Origin of the sequence: Mariniflexile gromovii (assembly GCF_017814435.1) — a bacterium.
GTDB lineage: Bacteria > Bacteroidota > Bacteroidia > Flavobacteriales > Flavobacteriaceae > Mariniflexile > Mariniflexile gromovii.
The window spans coordinates 73,404-92,914 of the sequence record NZ_JAGJCB010000008.1 but is presented as its reverse complement, the minus strand read 5'-3'; the positions used below and the strand labels follow the sequence as shown (position 1 = coordinate 92,914).

Here is a 19,511-nt window from a genome sequence, read left to right as displayed (position 1 = left end):
ATGAGAAGAAGAACAGTATATATATTTTCCGCGATCGCGTTTTTGTTGGCAGCGTGCAAAACCAAAGATCAACCTGCTAAACCAACCAAGCCCAATATACTTTTTATTGTGGTGGATGATTTGGGTTATGCCGATTTAAGTGTGATGGGAAGCGAATATTACGAAACGCCAAACATTGATGCCTTGGCAAACTCAGGAACTATTTTTACAAATGGTTATGCTACCTGTGCGGTTTGCAGTCCTTCGCGAGCGAGTTTGTTAAACGGTCAATTTACGGCTAGACACGGTATTACGCAGTTCGATGGCGCTCCATCAGGTCTGGAGTGGAGAAATAAGAATCGGCACACCAAATTATTACCGCCAGAATATAAACATCATTTGGACCAAAACGATGTGACCTTGCCAGAAGTATTAAAAGAGAATGGATACGCCACTTTTTTTGCCGGAAAATGGCATTTAGGAAGTGCAGCAGAAAACTCGTTGCCAACAGATCATGGTTTTGATATCAATCAAGGAGGTTATGAACGAGGCGGACCTTATAGTGGGGGCTATTTTTCACCGTTCAATAATCCCTATCTAACGGATTATCCAGAGGAAAAAGGCATGTCCTTTTCTATGAAATTAGCCAAAGAAACTTCAAAATTCATTGAAAAGAATAAAGACACAACCTTTTTAGCCTATTTGTCTTTTTACACGGTGCATGCACCTATTCAAACTACAAAAGAAAAATGGAAAAAATATAGAGATAAAGCCGAAAAAATGGGCATTGCTGAAAATGGTTTTGAAATGGCTCGTGAATTGCCTGTTAGAAAATATCAAGACAACCCAGTGTACGCTGGCTTGATTGAACAAGTAGACGAAGCCATAGGAAGCGTTATCCAAACACTAAAAATAAACGGGTTGGATAAGAACACCATCATCGTTTTTACTTCTGATAATGGCGGGGTAACTTCAGGTGATGATTTCTCTACCAATCAACTTACACTAAAAGGTGGAAAAGGCTACCAATTTGAAGGTGGCTTGCGAGTTCCTTATTTCATTTATGTGCCGTGGATGCAGCAAAATGGCTCTAAAATTGATGAGCCTGTTTCTGGAGCCGATTTGTTTCCTACACTGTTAGATTTGGCTAATATCCCTTTAAGACCACAAAATCACGCTGATGGTTTGAGCTTAAAACCACTTTTAAATGGCGGAAAAATTCCAGATCGACCCCTTTATTGGCATTATCCACATTATGGAAATCAAGGTGGCGAACCCGTTTCTATCATGAGAAAAGATCATTGGAAACTGATACATTATTGGGAAGATAATCGTGTGGAGTTATATGACCTAAATACCGATTTAGGAGAAACAAATGATGTGTCTGCAACGCATAAGGAAAAAGCATCAGACATGAAAAAGCAACTGATGGATTGGTTAGAATCTATGAATACCCAATATGCAAAAGAAGACCCTGAATGGGATGAAGATGCTTGGAACCAACGTTTGGAAAACAATAAAAGTAAACTCATGCCCAGGTTAGAAGCCCAAAGAAAAAAAATGTTGAGTCCAGATTGGAAACCTAACGACGATTGGTGGGGAAGTGATGTGAATAAATAAAAAAAAAATCAAATGAAAGTCAATTTTAAAAGAACATACATTTTTTTAAGTATAGTAGTAATTTCAATGGTATTTGTGTCCGCATGCGGCAATAAACCAACAAAAAAAATAGAAACCAACAACGAAAGCGCTCAACTTGTAGCTCCTACTAAAAAAGTAAGTTTTTCTTATTCAGAGATTGAAGGCATTGGTAAAGATCCGGTTTATAACAGAAGAGACCCAAGTGATATAATTAAGGTTGGAAACAAATACTATATCTGGTATACGCGTATGGATAAACCTGTTAGATCGGGTTATTGGGGTACTATTTGGTATGCCACTTCGGAAGATGAAGGACACACATGGAAAGAGCAAGGGATGGCACTTGGTTTAGGTGAAGAAGGTGCTTTTGATAGCCGTTCTGTTTTTACGCCAAATATCCTAGCGTATAAGGGGAAATATTATCTGTATTATACAGGGGTGCAGCCGACACCCGGCAATCCTGAAAAGAAGTTTGAAGGTAACAGTACTACCGATTTTACAGGTATCGGTGTTGCGGTAGCCGATAGTCCTGATGGTCCATTTAAAAGAACTGAAAACAATATAGTCATTGCACATAGTGAAGTTGCTTCAGATTTCGATAGCTACCGCGTAGACGATGCCAGTTTATTGGTGCGCGATGGGAAAATATGGTTGTATTACAAGGGAAGATGTATTGAACACGGAAAAGAAGGCGCAAAACACACACAAATGGGTGTGGCTATGGCAAGTAAACCCGAAGGTCCTTTTCAAAAATATTCAAAACCTTTGATAGAAAAAGGGCATGAAGTGTTGATTTGGAATCAAAACGGCGGTGTTGCATCGTTGGCGTCTTTAAGTAAATCCATTCATTGGGCAAAAGATGGTTTGAATTTCAATCCTATTGAAGAAAATCTAACAACCATTCCAATGGCACCTGGTTTATACAGACCCCATTTAGAAAATGGCAATAAAACAAGCAAAATTCCTGGTTGGGGCATTTGTATGAGACAAAGTGATGGCGAAGCGCATTTGTTTAGATATGAAATAAATAATATGCAGTTTTAAAAAATAGAAATATGATTAAATTATACGTGTTAGTGGGGTATATAATGAATGCTATAATTATTGATAAATGAAAAATTTAAAATCATCTTATCCATTAATAATCTTATTATTTGTTTTTGTTCAGATAAAGGCTCAACAAAACACATGGCCTATACTAAAAACCTACGACCAAAATCATACCGATAGGATTGCGATGCCCATTGGTGGTATTGGTACGGGTACGATTTCCTTAACAGGAAGAGGGGCTTTGGAAGATTGGGAAATTATGAGCAGACCAGCAAAAGGCTATAACCCCAAATACGCTGGCGTGGAAGTTATAAACCGTGCACCTTTTTTTTCAATCTATATAAAAGAAGAAGATAAAAAAGCTCAGGCTTTAATTTTAGAAGGTCCGGTGCCAATAAAATATGATGAAGGTTACTACGGATCAAAAGCTCCCAACCACGGCTTACCTCGTTTTGCCGAAGCAATGTTTCAAACGGCATACCCTTTTGGGCAGGTGTTGTTGCGCGATAAAGATTTACCTGTGGAAGTTACCGTTGGTGCTTTTAACCCTTTAATCCCTGGAAATACAGAAGACAGTAGTCTGCCCATAGCAGTTTTAAGTTATAAGGTAAAAAACACGAGTAGCAAACCCATTACCATTTCTTTGGCAGGAAATATTCCAAACTTTATTGGTTTCGATGGTAAAGAAGGAAAACCATATGTAAACAAAACCACCTATAAAGAAGAAAACGGATTAAAAGGTGTTCATTACACAGCTAGTGAAGAAATTGATAAAGAAAGTGCCCAATGGGGAAGTTTCAGTTTAGCTACGAATAGTCAAGGTGAAACATCGTATCGTACCGCTTGGGAACCTGGAGAATGGGGAAACAGTACCTTAGAGTTTTGGGATGATTATACCGATGATGGTTTATTGGAAGAACGTATTTCCGAACAAAAAAACAACATGGGTTCTTTAGCGATTAAAACCACGTTGGCTCCTAACGAAGAAAAGGACTTACGATTTTTTATTACTTGGCATTTTCCTAACCGTCTCGATTTTCAAAATAAAATCAATATAGGAAACTACTATGCAGCTCAGTTTAAAGATTCATGGGACGTAGCACAGAAAAATATTAGTCGAATTCCAGAGTTGGAAAAACAGACAAAAACCTTTGTAGATGCCTTCATCAAAAGCGATTTTCCAGAAGTTGTAAAGGAAGCAGCTTTGTTCAATTTGGCACATTTTAGAACACAACTGCTTTTCAAATCGAAGTCTGGATTTTACTCGGGTTGGGAAGGTATTAAAGATAATGACGGAAGTGGTGCAGGTACCTGTACCCATGTTTGGAACTACGAACAAACCATTCCTTTTCTTTTTGGAGATGTTGCTCAAAATATGCGGGACACGGAGTTTGGGTATGCCACCGATGCCAACGGTATGATGGCTTACCGAATACATGTACCTATTGAATCTAAAGCTCAGGAATTTGGATTGGCTGCGGCCGATGGGCAAATGGGTGCTATTATGAAATATTACCGCGAATGGCAACTTTCTGGTGATGATACCTTTCTAAAGAAAAATTGGCAACACGTAAAAAAAGCATTGGAATTCTGCTGGATTCCAAAAGGATGGGATGCCAATAAAGATGGCGTGATGGAAGGTAGCCAACACAACACCATGGATGTTGAGTATTTTGGACCCAATCCGCAAATGGGCTTTTGGTATCTTGGTGCCTTACGTGCTTCAGAAGAAATGGCAAACTACTTAGGCGATAAAACCTTTGCTAAAACCTGTCGTGGCTTATATGAAAACGGTTCTAAATGGATAGATGAAAACCTTTTTAATGGCGAATATTACATACAAAAAATAGTACCGCCCATGTCCATCGATAATATTGCAAATGGTCTTATTCGCGTAAAAAGACGTTTGGTGGCAGACGACCCACAATACCAATTGGGTGAAGGTGTGCTTGTCGATCAGTTGGTTGGTCAAGTGATGGCTCATATTCTAGATTTGGGTTATCTTGCCAAAAAAGAAAACATCAAAAAAACAAACGAGTCTATTTTAAAGTACAATTACCGCGATAATTTAATGAAGCACCCAAACTTTATGCGTTCGTATGCTTATGGCGACGAATCAGCTTTGTTAATGGCCGATTATCCCAAGGAAAGACCCAAACAACCATTCCCATATTATACGGAGGTAATGACAGGTTTCGAGCATACCGCGGCTGTTTCAATGCTATATGAAGGACAAGTTGCTGAAGGCTTGAGGACGATTCAAGATGTTCGCAATCGTTACGATGGTAAAAAAAGAAATCCATATAACGAAGCAGAGTTCGGTCATCATTATGCACGTAGTATGATGGCATGGGGCGGGGTTTTAGCAAGTTCAGGTTTCCATTATTCGGGGGTTGAAAAATCCATGCGTTTTACTTCAAAACCCGGGACGTATTTCTGGAGCAATGGTTTCAGTTGGGGTACTTGTGAAGTAAAAAATAAAGAGGCCATCTTAAAAGTACTTTTTGGTAAATTAGAATTGAATAGTTTTTCATTGGAAGGTGTGGGTAAAAAGAAACTGAATGGCAAAAATATTGTAGAAGGAAAAGAATTGACCATTAAATTATAACAGATGAAACATTTGAAAATAATAGTCATACTTATAATTGTTGTATGTGCCTTTTCAGGTTTTAAAAAAGAAAAAGCTAAAATTTTAATCGTAGGGGATTCTATTTCTATAGGTTATACCTCTTTTGTTAAAGAAAGTTTATCGGAAGTTGCTGAGGTTTTCCATAATCCCGGAAATGCACAACATACTGGAACTGGGTTGCAAAATATTGAAAAGTGGATAGGCGATGAAAAATGGGACATCATTCAAATTAATTGGGGCTTATGGGATTTATGTTACCGCCATCCCGATTCAAAAGTACAAGGCCAGCGAGATAAGGTTCATGGAACCATCACATTCAACCCAGAAGCCTATGAAAAAAATCTGGATGCTATTGTAAAGCTAATTCGAAAAAAATCAAATGCAAAAATAATTTTTGTGTCAACAACCTATGTGCCGGAACAGGAGGCAGGTCGATTTTCAAAGGATGCTATAATTTACAATAAAATTTCCCGACGCGTTATGGAAGCCCATAGTGTAATAATAAATGATATTTATGATGCATCCAAAGAAATCCATTCGAAGTACGGAAAAGGAAATGATGATGTGCATTACACGCCAAAGGGGTATGAAGCTTTAGGAGAACACATTGCTGGTTTTCTAAAACAAGAATTACAATAATTAGTAGAGGTGAGAGATATATTTAAAAAACAAAATTATTCCCCCGAAACGGGAAACATTAAAATAGCTTAAAAACAAAAATTAAATAGAGTCCGCATGAAACATGTATTATTAATCCTTTTGTCATTTTCGGTAATGACAGTGCAATCCCAAAAAGCGAATCAAAGTCCAAATATCATCTATATTTTGGCAGACGATTTAGGTTATGGCGACGTAAAATGCTTTAATCCAGAAGGAAAAATACCAACACCGCATTTAGACGAAATGGCTACCAATGGCATCAAATTTAACGATGCACATACCTCGTCGGCCGTATGCACACCAACACGTTATGGTATTTTAACGGGTCGTTACAACTGGAGAACATCTTTAAAAAGTGGCGTAGTCAGCGGTTTTTCAAAATCACTAATACAACCAGATCGTATTACGGTTGCTGATATTTTAAAACAACAAGGATATACGACAGCCTTTGTTGGAAAATGGCATTTAGGCTGGGATTGGGAAATTATAAAAGAAGATGCCAAACTAAATCGCGATAACCTGAGTGCAAGCCCAGAAGTAGATTTTAGTGTCCCAATTAAAAATGGACCTTCAACTCATGGTTTCGATTATTCCTTTGGTTTTTGTGGTTCGCTGGATATGGCACCGTATGTGTATGTTGAAAATGACATGCCTACCATGGTACCAAATAAAACAACGGTGTGTGTAGATGAGAAAGGTTTCTGGAGAAAGGGACCTACTTCCGATGATTTTAACCATGCCAACGTGCTTCAAGATTTAACCGATAAAGCTGTAAATTATATAAGTAAGGAAGCAAGAAGCAAAAAACCTTTCTTTTTGTATTTTCCTTTGCCAGCACCACATACACCTATTTTACCAACCACAGAGTTTTTAGGAAAAAGCAACACCAATATGTATGGCGATTTTGTGATGCAAGTGGATGATGTAGTACGTCAAATTAGGGAAGCCCTAAAAAAGCAAGGTATTTCAGAGAATACGTTGTTGGTTTTTACAAGTGATAATGGTTGTTCACCCAAAGCCGATTTTGAAGAGCTAGCCAAAGTAAAACACAACCCAAGTTATACCTTTAGGGGAACAAAAGCCGATATTTTTGAAGGCGGACACCGCGTCCCTTTTATTGTAGAATATCCGAAAATGGGATTAAAAAACGTTAGTTCAGACAAAATAATCTGCACTACCGATTTTTTTGCAACATGTGCAGAATTATCAGGTTATAAAATACAGGATGCCGAAGCAGAAGATAGTTTCAGCATGCTGCCATTAATTACAGGAGCCTCTGATACCGAAATCCGTGAATACACCATCCACCATTCTATTGATGGTTCTTTTGCTATTAGAAAAGGCCACTGGAAACTTAATGTTTGTCCAGGTTCTGGAGGATGGAGCTACCCAAAATTAGATGATATAAAAAAGGAAAATCTAAAATTACCTAGCATGCAACTGTATAATTTGAAAGCAGATATTGGTGAGACCAACAATTTGGTATATGTTTTTCCAGAGAAAGTTGCGGAATTGAAAGCGGCTCTTAAAAAAATAATTTTAGAAGGAAGAAGCACACCCGGGAAGGTTCAAGAAAATGAAGGTATGGAAGGTTGGAAACAGATACAAGCCATCATAAAATAAAAGAAACTTAAAGCAATCTAAAGAAATCATAAGAAAGCATCCGATGAGCTTAAAAATTAAAATATCCATTATTACCTTGTTACTGTTATGTTTTGCTTGTGGAAGCAAGCGTTCCAATGTAAATTTTAATGAGTTTGAAAGTATACCCGAGTCCATTCATTTTAAGAACACCGAAACTAGCGGGGTTTTTAAGATAAAACAGCAAGCGTTCACACCAAACAACGGTATTATAGCGGATATAAAATTAGAGTTGCCTGAGTTTAAAAAAGGCATCTATTTCCGTCCTTTTTCAGAAAAACTGGCGGCAGGCAATAGGGTAGAACCGCTTTGGTTTCATGATATTTCTGAGTTGGATAATTACAAGCACCAACAACCACGAATGGACAGCCATATCAATCTTGGTGCTTTTATGATGCTTCAAAAAGAAAATGGCGATTATTTAGCCCTTTTACCTTTGGTTTCAAATCGTATAGGAAACACCTTTTCCATCCGTGATAAAAATGCGTACTTAACGGTTGCCACATATGGTACAGATACCGAAAATGTAGCGGTACCATTAATGAGTTACGGGCAATCTGCGAGTCCATATGAAGCCGCTAGATTGGCTTGGGAACAGGCTATGAAAACCGATAAAGTAAAAGAAAACATCAAGTGGCGATCTGAAAAAGAATACCCCGAAGCTTACAAATATTTAGGCTGGTGTTCATGGGAACATTACAAACATACCATCAACGAGGAAGTTATTTTGGATGCATTAAAAGGCATGAAAGAAAGCAAAATTCCTTTTAGATGGATGTTGGTTGATGATGGGTATTTAGACCATAAAAGCGGACAACTATTATCTTTTGGTGTAGATAAAAAGAAGTTTCCAAACGGTTGGGAGCCTATTATAAGTCAGAAAGATGATAAAATAAAATGGATGGGCATTTGGTGCAATTTCAATGGTTATTTTGGAGGGGTTTCACCCGAACACAACATGACGAATTTACAAGAGCATTTGGCAGCACGTAACCCGAGTGGTAAAAAACCGATTTTAATGCCAAAAATTTCAGAGGAAGCAGCCAACGCGTTTTACAATGAAATGACAAAAACCACCAAAGACAATGGTTTTGATATTATTAAAGTCGATTTTCAATCGGATAATTTCCGAAATAATACAGGAGCAAGTAACGCCATTTTGGGTGTGCATTACAACAATATCGCTTTAGAAGAAAATTGCAAAGACAAAGATTTGATGCTCCTTAACTGTATTGCCCAACAAAATTTCAATGTGTTCAATCACAGGCATAGCGCCATTATCCGCGGAAGCGTAGATTATAAAACTACCCAAGACCGTTTGGATGTGACATTGGTGCAAAATTTCGCCAATGCCTTTTGGTTGGGTCACAACTATTGGCTAGATCAAGATATGTTTTTTGCTAATTTTGAAGAAACCGCACAGTTAATGGCAGTAGCCAGAGCCATGTCTGGTGGCCCGATCTACTTATCGGATGTGCCAGAGCATATCGACGACACCGTTTTAAAACCCTTAACTTATACCGACGGTCTCATTGTAGGTACGCTAGCACCAGCTGTTCCATTACCCGAAAGTTTAATGCAAGATCCTTATTTTGATGGAAAAGCATTTAGAGTCATAGCACCATTAAAAAACAAAACTGCTGCTATTATGGCTGTGAATATGAATCAAGATGATAAAGAGTTAACAACGCAAGTTTCAATAAAAGATTATCCATTTGCCGGAGGCATGATGCAACCGTATCAAGGCCTTTGGGAAGTACCAAAAGGAGGTATTTTACTTTACGATTATTATAAAGGTTCAGCTCAAATTCTTAAAGACGCTTATCAGTTTACAATGGGTTCCAGAAGGGAACGTTTGTTGTTGTTAAGCCCCATACAGCATGGTTGGTCTATCATAGGAAGACCCGATAAATACCTTTCTGCTTCTACTTTTGAATTATTGAAAATGGATAATAAGTCAGTTAAAATTCAAATGGTTGAAGATGGTCCCATATTAATTTGGACAGATAACAAAATACCACATTCAGAAAACTTTGAATTCACAAAATTAGAAAATGGTTTATGGAAAGGCGAATTAATGAAACCAAATAGTGATAGAAGCTACACAATTATTGAAAAAGTTCAATAGCTAAAAAGACATGATAAAACAGATTGCAACCCTATTATTAATTATTATAACCTCCGCAAAAGTGCATGCACAGTTTTTGCTGAGGTATGATAAACCTGCGAGCAAATTTACCACTGAGCAAAGGCAAGATTACAATAAGCCGGGTTACATGCAAGAAGCTTTGCCTTTGGGCAACGGCCGATTGGGCGCTATGTTTTCTGGGGGCATTGAAGAAGAGCATATCATGCTAAACGACATTACCTTGTGGATGAATAGCAAAAGAGGTTTAAGCGAGGTGGAACAATCTGGAACACGAATTGGGGCTTATAAAAACTTCGAAAAAGTTCGTGATGCTTATCGAAATGAAAAGTATGGCACTTCCGAAGGAAGTATGGAAGCCATGGCAACCAAATACCTGAGCAGCCAGCAGCCTTTAGGGAACTATGCACCTTTTACCGATATATTTATTTCAACAGAACATCAAAGTGAAACGGTTTCAAATTACACCCGTTCTTTAGACGCTTTTTCGGGTGTTGGGTATGTGAATTATAGTATCGGTAAAGCAAATTTCACTAGAGAATATTTTTGTAGTTACCCCAACGATGTGGTCGCTATGCGCTATACCGCTGAAAATGCTGAAATGAACCTTACTGTTAAGGCGAGTTCTTTACATAAAATTACCAATCTAAATACCGAAGGAAACGTGCTCATTTTAACTGGTGAAGCGGCCATGGAAAATGACCCCGTTCAATTTCAAAAAAGGGTATTCGTTGATGCGGGTAATGCGAAGATAACTGCCCAAGATGATGGAACCTTAAAAGTTGAAAACGCTAAAGATGTTAAAATTTATGTGTCGGCATACACCGATTATTTGCCTGTTTATCCATCGTTTAAAGGTCGTGATTTTGAAACTGATACAAAAACAATCCTAGGAAATGCCGTAAAACTAGGCTACGAAACACTCAAAAGCAGCCATCAAAAAGATGTTTCAGACTTGATGGATAATTGCCAGTTACATTTGGAATATGAACCTTCCAATGTCGCCACGGATGCGTTGATTAAAAATGGTCCAAGTTTAGAATTGGAAAATCTGTATTTTAACTATGCACGCTATTTACAGTTAAGTTGTTCGCGTTCTGCTCCCGTGCCTTCCAATTTACAGGGGCTTTGGAATGGCCATTTAAAACCCGCATGGAATGCCGATTACCACACCGATATTAATGTGGCCATGAATTACTGGATGGTTGAAACGGCAAATTTACCCGAGTCGTTTACACCATACAAAGAATGGCTAAAAATATTAGCAGAATCAGGAAAACACGTGGCTAAGGAAACTTACGGCATTGATAAAGGTTGGAGTACGGGGCTTAATGGAAACGTATTCGGATTCACAGCTCCCAACGAACATGGTCGCCGCATGCAACAATCGGGTGCGTGGTTATGTCAAAATCTATTTGAGCATTATGCTTTTAGTAAAGACAAAGAGTACCTAAAAGAAATTTACCCCATCCTAAAAGGAGCAGCGGAGTTTTACGTTGAATTTTTAGCCCCTTGGAAAGATGGTTCCTTGGTGGTGTATCCTACTTGGTCGCCAGAGAACGCATATCTGGTGGAGCAGTTTGGAAAATTGAATAAGCAGGCTTATGGTGCTTCATTTGAACAGCAATTGGCCTTAAATTTATTTACTGATTGCATTGAAGCATCAACCGTTTTAAATCGAGATAAAACCTTTAGGGAAACACTACAAAATATCATTCCGAAATTAACTCCCCAAAAAATCGGTCAATACGGTCAAGTACAGGAATGGCCAGAAGATTGGGACAATCCAACAGACCAACATCGGCATATTTCACACTTAATAGCTTTACATCCGGGTCGTGATTTTTCACCATTAACCACACCCGAATTAACCGATGCCGCTTTAGTAACCATGAAACACCGTGGCGATGTGTCAACAGGTTGGAGTACGGCATGGAAAACCAATTTTTGGGCAAGGTTGCATAATGGCGACAAGGCACATCAATTCTATAAGTTTTTAACATCAGAACGCACCTATCCAAATTTGTTCGATTTTCATCCGCCATTCCAAATTGATGGAAATTTTGGTTGCGTTTCAGGAGTTTGTGAAATGTTACTGCAAAGTCATTTGAGAAGCATTGACAATTCAGCAGAAAATATTGAAAAAGCCGCTTTTGTAGCTTATAAAAAAGATAAAAAACAGACTAATCATTTTGTACCAGTTGTTCCCGATGAAAACTTAGCTGAAGCGCCCTATATTTTACATCTATTACCAGCGTTACCTTCCGCATGGCCAAATGGAAATGTTAGAGGTTTAAGAGCCCGTGGTGGTTTTGAGGTGGATATTGTTTGGGAAAACGGGCAGTTGGTTGAAGCAAGAATTCAAGCCGCCAACAATGGTAGTTTCAGAATTTTTTCAGAAGGTAAATTAAGTAAAGTCATCACCTTGAAAGCAGGAGAAATCAAGGTTTTTAAAAACGAAACAATAAAATAAATGATTAGGATGAAGCATCTAAAGTTAACCGTAATCTTTCAGTTTGTATGTGTTATGGTTGTTGCTCAAACCAAAAGCAATGATTGGCCGGTATTAAAAACCTACAATCAAGACCGCATTCAAAAAATAAAAATGCCTGTTGGAGGTATTGGTACGGGAACGATATCTTTTACAGGGCGTGGTTCTTTGGAAGATTGGGAAATCATGAACCGTCCAGCAAAAGGCTTCAATCCTACTTTAGAAAATTGGGGATCTGCCAAACAAAAAGGGCCGTTTTTCGCCATTTTTGTTGAAGATGGTGAAGGTAAAAAACAAACCCGTTTGTTGGAAGGACCACCCGATGAATCCTATTACGAAGGCGCATGGGGAGCAACATCAAACCACCACGGGTTGCCGCGTTTTAGCGATGCTTCTTTTAAAACCGCTTATCCGTTTGGGCAAGTATTTTTAAGTGATGACGATCTTCCAGTTGAGGTGGTTGTTGGTGCCTATAATCCGCTTATTCCGGGTAATATAGACGATAGTAGTATTCCTATTTCAATCTTAAATTATACAGTAAAGAATACCAGTGATAAATATATAACCATTTCATTATCGGGAACCATTCAAAACTTTATTGGTTTTGATGGTACCCGAGGGAAAGCTTTTAAAAATGTAAATACCATCCGCGAAGAGAACGGTGTTCAAGGCATTCACTATACCAGTAATGGCGTAGACCCTGAAAGTGAACAATGGGGCACCATGAGTTTTGTATCCTTAAATGAAGGCACCACCACGTACCGAACTGCATGGCAACCCAAAACCAGCCGATGGGATAAAAAACGCCTTGATTTTTGGGACGATTTTAGTGCTGATGGACTATTGGAAAAAAGAGTCAATGAGGAAGCCGATGCTCCTATGGGGTCGTTGGCAGTTAAAACGACTTTAAGAGCTGGTGAAGAAAGGAATTTTCGTTTTTTGATTAGCTGGCATTTCCCAAACAGACAAACTTGGGATAAATCAGGGTTTCAAAAGGAAATTAAAGCTACGGTTGGAAATTATTACACCACAAAGTATAGCGATTCTTGGGATGTGATTTCTAAAACACTACCACGTTTAGATGCCTTGGAAAACAGTACCAAAACCTTCGTTAATGCACTTATTAAAAGTGATATACCTGAAGAAATTAAAGAATCGGCGCTTTTCAATTTAGCACATCTTCGAACCCAATTGGCTTTCCGCATTAAAAGCGGACAATTATTGGGATGGGAAGGACTTTTTGATACCTACGGGTCCTGTTTTGGTTCGTGTACACACGTTTGGAATTACGAACAAACCACCGCCTTTTTATTCGGAGAGTTGGCTAAAACCATGCGTGAAGTGGAGTATAAGTATGCCACCGATGATACTGGATTGATGAGCTTTAGGGTTTATCTTCCCCTTGAAGAAGGTCAGCTTTGGGGCAAGGCGGCTGCCGATGGACAAATGGGAAGCATCATGAAATTTTACCGCGATTGGCAATTATCTGGCGATGATGAATTCTTGAAAAAACATTGGCCAAAGGTGAAAAAGTCGTTAGAATTTTGTTGGATTCCCGGAGGTTGGGATGCCGATAAAAATGGTGTCATGGAAGGTTCTCAACACAACACCATGGATGTGGAGTATTTTGGTCCCAATCCACAAATGGGCTTTTGGTATTTGGGGGCTTTAAAAGCTTCTGAAGCAATGGCTACTTATTTAGGTGAAAAGACGTTTGCGAAAACCTGTCATGATTTATACGAAAAAGGGTCGAAATGGATGGACGAAAATCTATTCAACGGCGAATATTACGAACAGCACATTCAACCGCCCATGTCTGCCGATAATGTAGCACCTTCCTTAATTGGCGCCACTGGTGGCGATAAAGGTGTCGACCTTACTTCTCCAGATTTTCAGTTAGGAAAAGGGGTTTTGGTCGATCAGTTGGTAGGGCAGGTGTTTTCACATATTGTAGGTTTGGGTTATTTGGCCAAAGAGGAAAACATCAAGAAAACGCTTGAGTCCATCATGAAATACAATTATGTTGAAAACATGGCGTCTCATGCCAATTTTCATCGTTCCTATGCTTTAGGTGACGAGTCTGCTTTATTGATGGCGGCTTACCCTAATGAACGTCCTGAAAAACCATTTCCGTATTATACCGAAGTCATGACGGGCTTTGAGTACACCGCTGCAGTAGGTATGTTACAGGAAGGCTTGACGGAAGACGGTTTATTGTGTATCCGAAATATTAGAGACCGTTACGATGGCAAAAAAAGAAGTCCGTTTAACGAAGCCGAAGCAGGACACCACTATGCCAGAAGTATGATGGCTTGGGCTGGTATTTTGGCAACCACGAAGTTTCAATATTCGGCAGTAGATAAGTCGATGACCTTCACCTCAAAACCTGGAACTTATTTTTGGAGTAATGGGTATAGTTACGGTACAGTTGATGTGAAACAAAATGAAGCAGAAATTGCGGTGCTTTACGGAAAGTTGGAATTGAGTCGTTTTACATTAGAAGGCGTGGGCACTAAAAAGTTGAAAACTAAAACGATAAATGCATCTGAAACACTAAACATTAAATTGTAAATGTTATTAGACCAACTTTGAAAAATGTGGTAGAAGAAGATGGTAAATTGGTAGTGCATTTCAATCATGCCAAGGGGTTAAAAACCGCCAATGGAAAAGCACCTTCAGGATTTTGGATTGCCAATGATGAAAAAAAATGGGTAAAAGCAGATACAAAAATTCAAGATGAAACTGTAGTGTTAAACTCTTCAGAAGTTAAAAAACCTAAATACATACGCTATGCTTTTGCAGGCAAACCAACAGTGAATTTGGTAAATAATAGTGAATTACCAGCATATCCATTTCGAACAGATGATTGGGAAGAATAGTAAGAATTTAATAAAATTAAAAATGAAGTCTTTTGTGAAATCGTATTACCATCAAATCCTTTCTTTAAGAGTAGGCATGATTTTTTTGCTGTTAAATATAGGGAGCGTCACAACAATACAAGCCCAAGAAAAGCCCAACATTATCATTCTTTTTGCTGATGATTTAGGCTATGGCGATTTAAGTTGTTACGGAGCACAAGATGTTAACACACCTAATATTGACCAATTGGCTAAAGAAGGATTGCGATTTACCGATTTTCAAGTAGCTTCTTCCGTTTGTAGCCCATCGAGAGCAGCTCTCCTTACAGGACGTTACCCTATGCGAAACGGTTTTCCGGTGGCTCAAGGGAAAATTGAGAAGCACAAAGATTACGGGTTGCATCCCGATGAAATTACTATTGCCGATGTACTTTTAAAAGAAGATTATGCTACGTTGGCTATTGGAAAATGGCACTTGGGGTTCAATGAAGGACATCAACCTATAGACCACGGATTTCAACATTTTTATGGATTGCAATCCAACTGGCATACTAAGCACCCAGATTTAGACGATGTTTACTTCGATAGAAAACCCGTAAAAGAAAATGTTCCTTTTGAAACCTTAATAGGGGATTATACTAATAAGGCCATCGAGTATATGGAAGAAAACATAGAAAACCCTTTCTTTTTGTATCTGGCCTATCATTCGGTACATTCTCCTATACAGCCAAGTAAAGAATTTATTGGGACATCTAAAGGAAGTTTATACGGTGATTATGTTCAGGAGTTGGATTATCATGTAGGTCGATTAACCCAAGCACTTGCTGATAAAAATTTAGATGAAAATACCATCGTCATTTTCTTATCGGATAACGGACCCGCCCTTTGTCATTTTGGTGGTTCAGCGGGTCCATTAAACGGAGGGAAATACACTACTATGGAAGGTGGTTTCCTCATTCCGGCCATCATCAAATGGAAAGGTAAGTTTGCAACTGGGGTGAACGATACGTTTTTATCTTCTATGGATTTATTTCCAACACTAACTTCGCTCGCTGGAGCAGAAATTCCAAAAGATAGAGTGATTGATGGAAAAAACATCACCTCCATTTTAAAAACAGGCAAAGGAACTTCGCCCCATGAAGTGGTATATTACTATAACGGAACAAACCTTCAGGCGGTTCGAAAAGGAAAGTGGAAGTTGCATTTACCAAGAACTTCAGAAGACCAACCTTTTTGGTCTAAAGCTGAAAATGAAAAACCTTTTAATGGAAGCAATTTGAAGAATATTGCATGCCGAGGTTTATTGGTGTTGGGGCGCCCATTATTATTTAATTTAGACCAAGATATGGGCGAGTTAACAGATGTATCCAAGAAACATCCAGAAGTTGTAAAAGAATTACTTAAAGAAGCGGAAAAAGCCAGAAAAGAATTGGGAGATGTGAATAGCATTGGAACCGATCAACGCGTGCCTCCATTTGAAAATATTCAAGAGAAAATTTAAAAACTAAATAAAATGAATAAAAGACAAACTTCATTATTAATATTCAAATTATCTATTTGTTTGTTTTTTTTGATCACTACATCAAAATTACAAGCTCAGGAAAAACCCAACGTCGTTTACATTTTGGTAGATGATTTGGGATACGGTGATATCGGTTGCTATGGCGCCACCAAAGTAAAAACACCAAACATCGATACATTGGCAAGCGAAGGAAAAATTTTTACCGATGCGCATTCGGCTTCGGCGGTTTGCACACCTTCTCGGTATGCGTTGATGACAGGGCAATATCCCTTGAGAGGTAATAATGGCGAAGGCATTTGGGGTCCTGCAGCTGTAACTTCAGAATTATTAATCAACCCAGAACAATTAACCATAGCCGATGTATTTAAAAACAGTGGTTATGTTACAGCCGCTTTAGGAAAATGGCATTTGGGTTTTGGTGTGGGCGAAAACCTTTGGAAAGTGCCTTTGCGTCCTGGACCAAACGATTTAGGGTTTGATTATTATTACGGATTACCTGTAGTAAATAGTGCACCGCCTTATGTGTATGTAGAAAATGATCGGGTAGTGGGTAGCGACCCGAACGACCCTTTGGTGTATGTAGGAAGAGGTAAAGATAAAGAGGTGACACCAATCACGCCCATTCCTCCAGAAGCATCGCAACGAACACCTAATATGTTTAAAGGAGCGGTAGAAGCCCATAAATTATACAACGATTACACGGTAGGTGAAGTGTTGGCTGGAAAAGCTGTGGATTGGATTATTGAAAAAACAAATAACAATAAAAAAGATCCTTTCTTTTTATACTTAGCTACCACACATATTCACCATCCTTTTACACCGGGCACTAATTTTCAAGGGAAAAGTGATGCCGAACTTTATGGCGACTTTATCCAAGAACTAGATTGGATGGTAGGACAAGTGACTTCAACCCTGGAAAAACAAGGCGTTGCCGATAATACGCTGATAATTTTTACCAGTGATAATGGTGCGATGTTGAACTTGGGAGGACGTAATGCCGTAAAAGCAGGACACAAAATCAATGGCGATTTATTAGGCTTTAAATTTGGTGTTTGGGAAGGCGGACACCGTGTACCGTTTATAGCCAAATGGCCGGGTAAAATAGAAGCAGGAACCGTGTCAGACCAATTAATTTGTAATGTGGATATGTTGGCTACCTTTATGGCACTTACGGGTCAAAATACTAAAAGTTTAGAAAATTCGGATAGTGTGAATGTATTGCCAGCTTTGTTAGGTGACCCTAAAAAACCCGTTCGTGATGAATTGGTTTTGGCCGCACATAAACCATCTCATTTATCGCTTCGAAAAGGTAAGTGGATGTACATTCCCGCACAAGGAAGTGGCGGGTTTGGTGGTTCTAAACCAGAACATCATGCTTGGGGTGGCGCGCCTGCTGTTGCCTTTGTAGGTGGTAAAAATAGTGATATTGAAAATGGTAAAATAAAAGCCGATGCACCAAAAGCACAACTTTATAATTTGGAAGAAGATAAATATCAAACTACCAATGTTTACAAAAAATATCCAAACATCGTAAAGGAAATGGAGGCTGTTTTAGATACCTATAGACATAAAAATTAATGACATTTATTATGAAAAAGTTACAAATGAATAGACTTCAGAAATTAGTAATATTTATGCTGTCATTAGGAGCAATAATGTCCTGCAATCATAAAAAGAAATCTGAAAAAGACAATAAAATTTCTGATAGCGAACAACATCAAAGTGAACCGACTAAAGGCTCTTACGGTGATGATGTGAGTTTTATGAAAAATTATATAGAACTTATTGAGTTAACGGATGCTAATAATCAATCTAAAGTAGCCGTTTCTGCTACATTGCAAGGTAGAGTGATGACAAGTAGTGCTAATGGCGAAAATGGCAGGAGCTATGGATGGATCAATCGAGAGTTGTTTGAATCTAAGGAAATTCAAGAGCACATCAACGTATATGGAGGAGAAGAACGTTTTTGGTTAGGGCCAGAAGGCGGACAATACTCTATCTTTTTTAAAAAAGGCGCTGAGTTTACTTTAGAGGATTGGTACACACCAAAATTAATAGATTTAGAACCTTTTGATGTGAAAAATGTATCGGCAACTTCGGCTACGTTTACCAAAAAAGCTTCTTTAAAAAACTACTCAGGTTTCCAGTTTGATATGGAAATTGAACGCGAAGTAGCTATTCTTTCCAAAGAAGACATTCAAAAAGAATTAGGCTTGCAAAACCTTTCGGACAATATAAAAACAGTGGCGTATCAAACTACCAATACACTGAAAAATATTGGAAAAACAAATTGGAAAAAAGACAGTGGATTGTTGTCTATTTGGTTGTTGGGTATGTTTAATCACTCCCCAAATACCACTATTGTTATTCCTTATGTTCAAGGAGATGAAGCTGAATTAGGGAACCTAGTAAACGACACGTATTTTGGAAAAGTGCCTTCGGATAGATTGGTAGTAAAAGAGAACGTTATTTTCTTTAAAGGCGATGGAGAATACAGAAGTAAAATTGGGTTAACACCTATGCGTGCAAAGGATATAGCTGGGTCTTACGATTCAGCAAACGGAATTTTAACCATCGTAAAATACAACAAACCTAAAAATGTTACAGATTATGTGAATTCCATGTGGGAAATTCAAAAAGAGCCATTTAGTGGTGATGTTATCAATGCTTACAATGATGGTGCTCCAGAACCAGGGGCTAAACCATTAGGGCCTTTTTATGAGTTGGAAACATCTTCTCCTGCTTTGGCGTTAAAGTCGGGCGAAAGTGGCACACATATTCAAACCACTTTTCACATGGAAGGTGATGAAACTACTTTAAACCCAATAGTGAAAGAGCTTTTTGGAGTAACGATTAATGATATTAAAACGGCTTTCAACTAAAACAACAAGAAT

Annotated in this window: 12 protein-coding genes; all 12 read left to right on the top strand. The window is 38.5% G+C overall.

What is annotated here, in order from left to right:
- Positions 1 to 1,599 (top strand): sulfatase, encoded by a 1,599-nt coding sequence (locus J8H85_RS10010; protein ID WP_209655059.1) that lies wholly within the window; start codon positions 1 to 3, stop codon positions 1,597 to 1,599.
- A 12-nt stretch (positions 1,600 to 1,611) separates the two neighbouring features.
- Positions 1,612 to 2,664, top strand: coding sequence for a family 43 glycosylhydrolase (locus J8H85_RS10005; RefSeq protein WP_209655058.1), 1,053 nt, complete (start codon positions 1,612 to 1,614; stop codon positions 2,662 to 2,664).
- A gap of 67 nt (positions 2,665 to 2,731) precedes the next feature.
- Positions 2,732 to 5,278: a GH116 family glycosyl-hydrolase gene (locus J8H85_RS10000; RefSeq protein ID WP_209655057.1), complete on the top strand. Its 2,547-nt coding sequence runs from the start codon at positions 2,732 to 2,734 to the stop codon at positions 5,276 to 5,278.
- Between the two features lie 3 nt (positions 5,279 to 5,281).
- Complete coding sequence (locus J8H85_RS09995) at positions 5,282 to 5,938, top strand: SGNH/GDSL hydrolase family protein (protein WP_209655056.1); 657 nt, start codon at positions 5,282 to 5,284, stop codon at positions 5,936 to 5,938.
- Between the two features lie 96 nt (positions 5,939 to 6,034).
- Entirely contained in the window at positions 6,035 to 7,582 is a 1,548-nt protein-coding gene (locus J8H85_RS09990) for a sulfatase family protein (RefSeq protein ID WP_209655055.1), read from the top strand.
- Positions 7,583 to 7,625: 43 nt separating this feature from the next.
- On the top strand, positions 7,626 to 9,728 hold the full coding sequence (locus tag J8H85_RS09985; RefSeq protein WP_209655054.1) for a Sip1-related alpha-galactosidase: 2,103 nt from the start codon (positions 7,626 to 7,628) through the stop codon (positions 9,726 to 9,728).
- Positions 9,729 to 9,738: 10 nt separating this feature from the next.
- Positions 9,739 to 12,219 carry a glycoside hydrolase family 95 protein gene (locus tag J8H85_RS09980; RefSeq protein WP_209655053.1) on the top strand — a complete coding sequence of 827 codons (2,481 nt, stop codon included), beginning with the start codon at positions 9,739 to 9,741 and terminating at the stop codon, positions 12,217 to 12,219.
- Positions 12,220 to 12,228: 9 nt separating this feature from the next.
- A complete protein-coding gene (locus J8H85_RS09975; protein ID WP_209655052.1) occupies positions 12,229 to 14,808 on the top strand; it encodes a GH116 family glycosyl-hydrolase in 2,580 nt (859 codons plus the stop codon).
- A 17-nt stretch (positions 14,809 to 14,825) separates the two neighbouring features.
- The gene (locus J8H85_RS09970) at positions 14,826 to 15,116 is read left to right on the top strand and encodes a hypothetical protein (RefSeq protein ID WP_209655051.1); all 291 of its coding nucleotides are present in this window, start codon (positions 14,826 to 14,828) and stop codon (positions 15,114 to 15,116) included.
- 22 nt (positions 15,117 to 15,138) lie between these two features.
- Positions 15,139 to 16,596, top strand: a complete 1,458-nt coding sequence (locus J8H85_RS09965; RefSeq protein ID WP_209655050.1) for a sulfatase family protein — start codon at positions 15,139 to 15,141, stop codon at positions 16,594 to 16,596.
- 12 nt (positions 16,597 to 16,608) lie between these two features.
- Positions 16,609 to 18,195: a sulfatase family protein gene (locus J8H85_RS09960; RefSeq protein ID WP_209655049.1), complete on the top strand. Its 1,587-nt coding sequence runs from the start codon at positions 16,609 to 16,611 to the stop codon at positions 18,193 to 18,195.
- A gap of 11 nt (positions 18,196 to 18,206) precedes the next feature.
- Positions 18,207 to 19,499, top strand: coding sequence for a DUF6786 family protein (locus J8H85_RS09955; protein ID WP_209655048.1), 1,293 nt, complete (start codon positions 18,207 to 18,209; stop codon positions 19,497 to 19,499).
- Positions 19,500 to 19,511: the final 12 nt, after the last annotated feature.

Excerpts from the sequence above, each read along its gene's own strand:
- J8H85_RS10010 (WP_209655059.1), top strand. The coding sequence starts at position 1 with ATGAGAAGAAGAACAGTATATATATTTTCCGCGATCGCGTTTTTGTTG.
- J8H85_RS10005 (WP_209655058.1), top strand. The coding sequence starts at position 1,612 with ATGAAAGTCAATTTTAAAAGAACATACATTTTTTTAAGTATAGTAGTA.
- J8H85_RS10000 (WP_209655057.1), top strand. The coding sequence starts at position 2,732 with ATGAAAAATTTAAAATCATCTTATCCATTAATAATCTTATTATTTGTT.
- J8H85_RS09995 (WP_209655056.1), top strand. The coding sequence starts at position 5,282 with ATGAAACATTTGAAAATAATAGTCATACTTATAATTGTTGTATGTGCC.
- J8H85_RS09990 (WP_209655055.1), top strand. The coding sequence starts at position 6,035 with ATGAAACATGTATTATTAATCCTTTTGTCATTTTCGGTAATGACAGTG.
- J8H85_RS09985 (WP_209655054.1), top strand. The coding sequence starts at position 7,626 with ATGAGCTTAAAAATTAAAATATCCATTATTACCTTGTTACTGTTATGT.
- J8H85_RS09980 (WP_209655053.1), top strand. The coding sequence starts at position 9,739 with ATGATAAAACAGATTGCAACCCTATTATTAATTATTATAACCTCCGCA.
- J8H85_RS09975 (WP_209655052.1), top strand. The coding sequence starts at position 12,229 with ATGAAGCATCTAAAGTTAACCGTAATCTTTCAGTTTGTATGTGTTATG.
- J8H85_RS09965 (WP_209655050.1), top strand. The coding sequence starts at position 15,139 with ATGAAGTCTTTTGTGAAATCGTATTACCATCAAATCCTTTCTTTAAGA.
- J8H85_RS09960 (WP_209655049.1), top strand. The coding sequence starts at position 16,609 with ATGAATAAAAGACAAACTTCATTATTAATATTCAAATTATCTATTTGT.
- J8H85_RS09955 (WP_209655048.1), top strand. The coding sequence starts at position 18,207 with ATGAAAAAGTTACAAATGAATAGACTTCAGAAATTAGTAATATTTATG.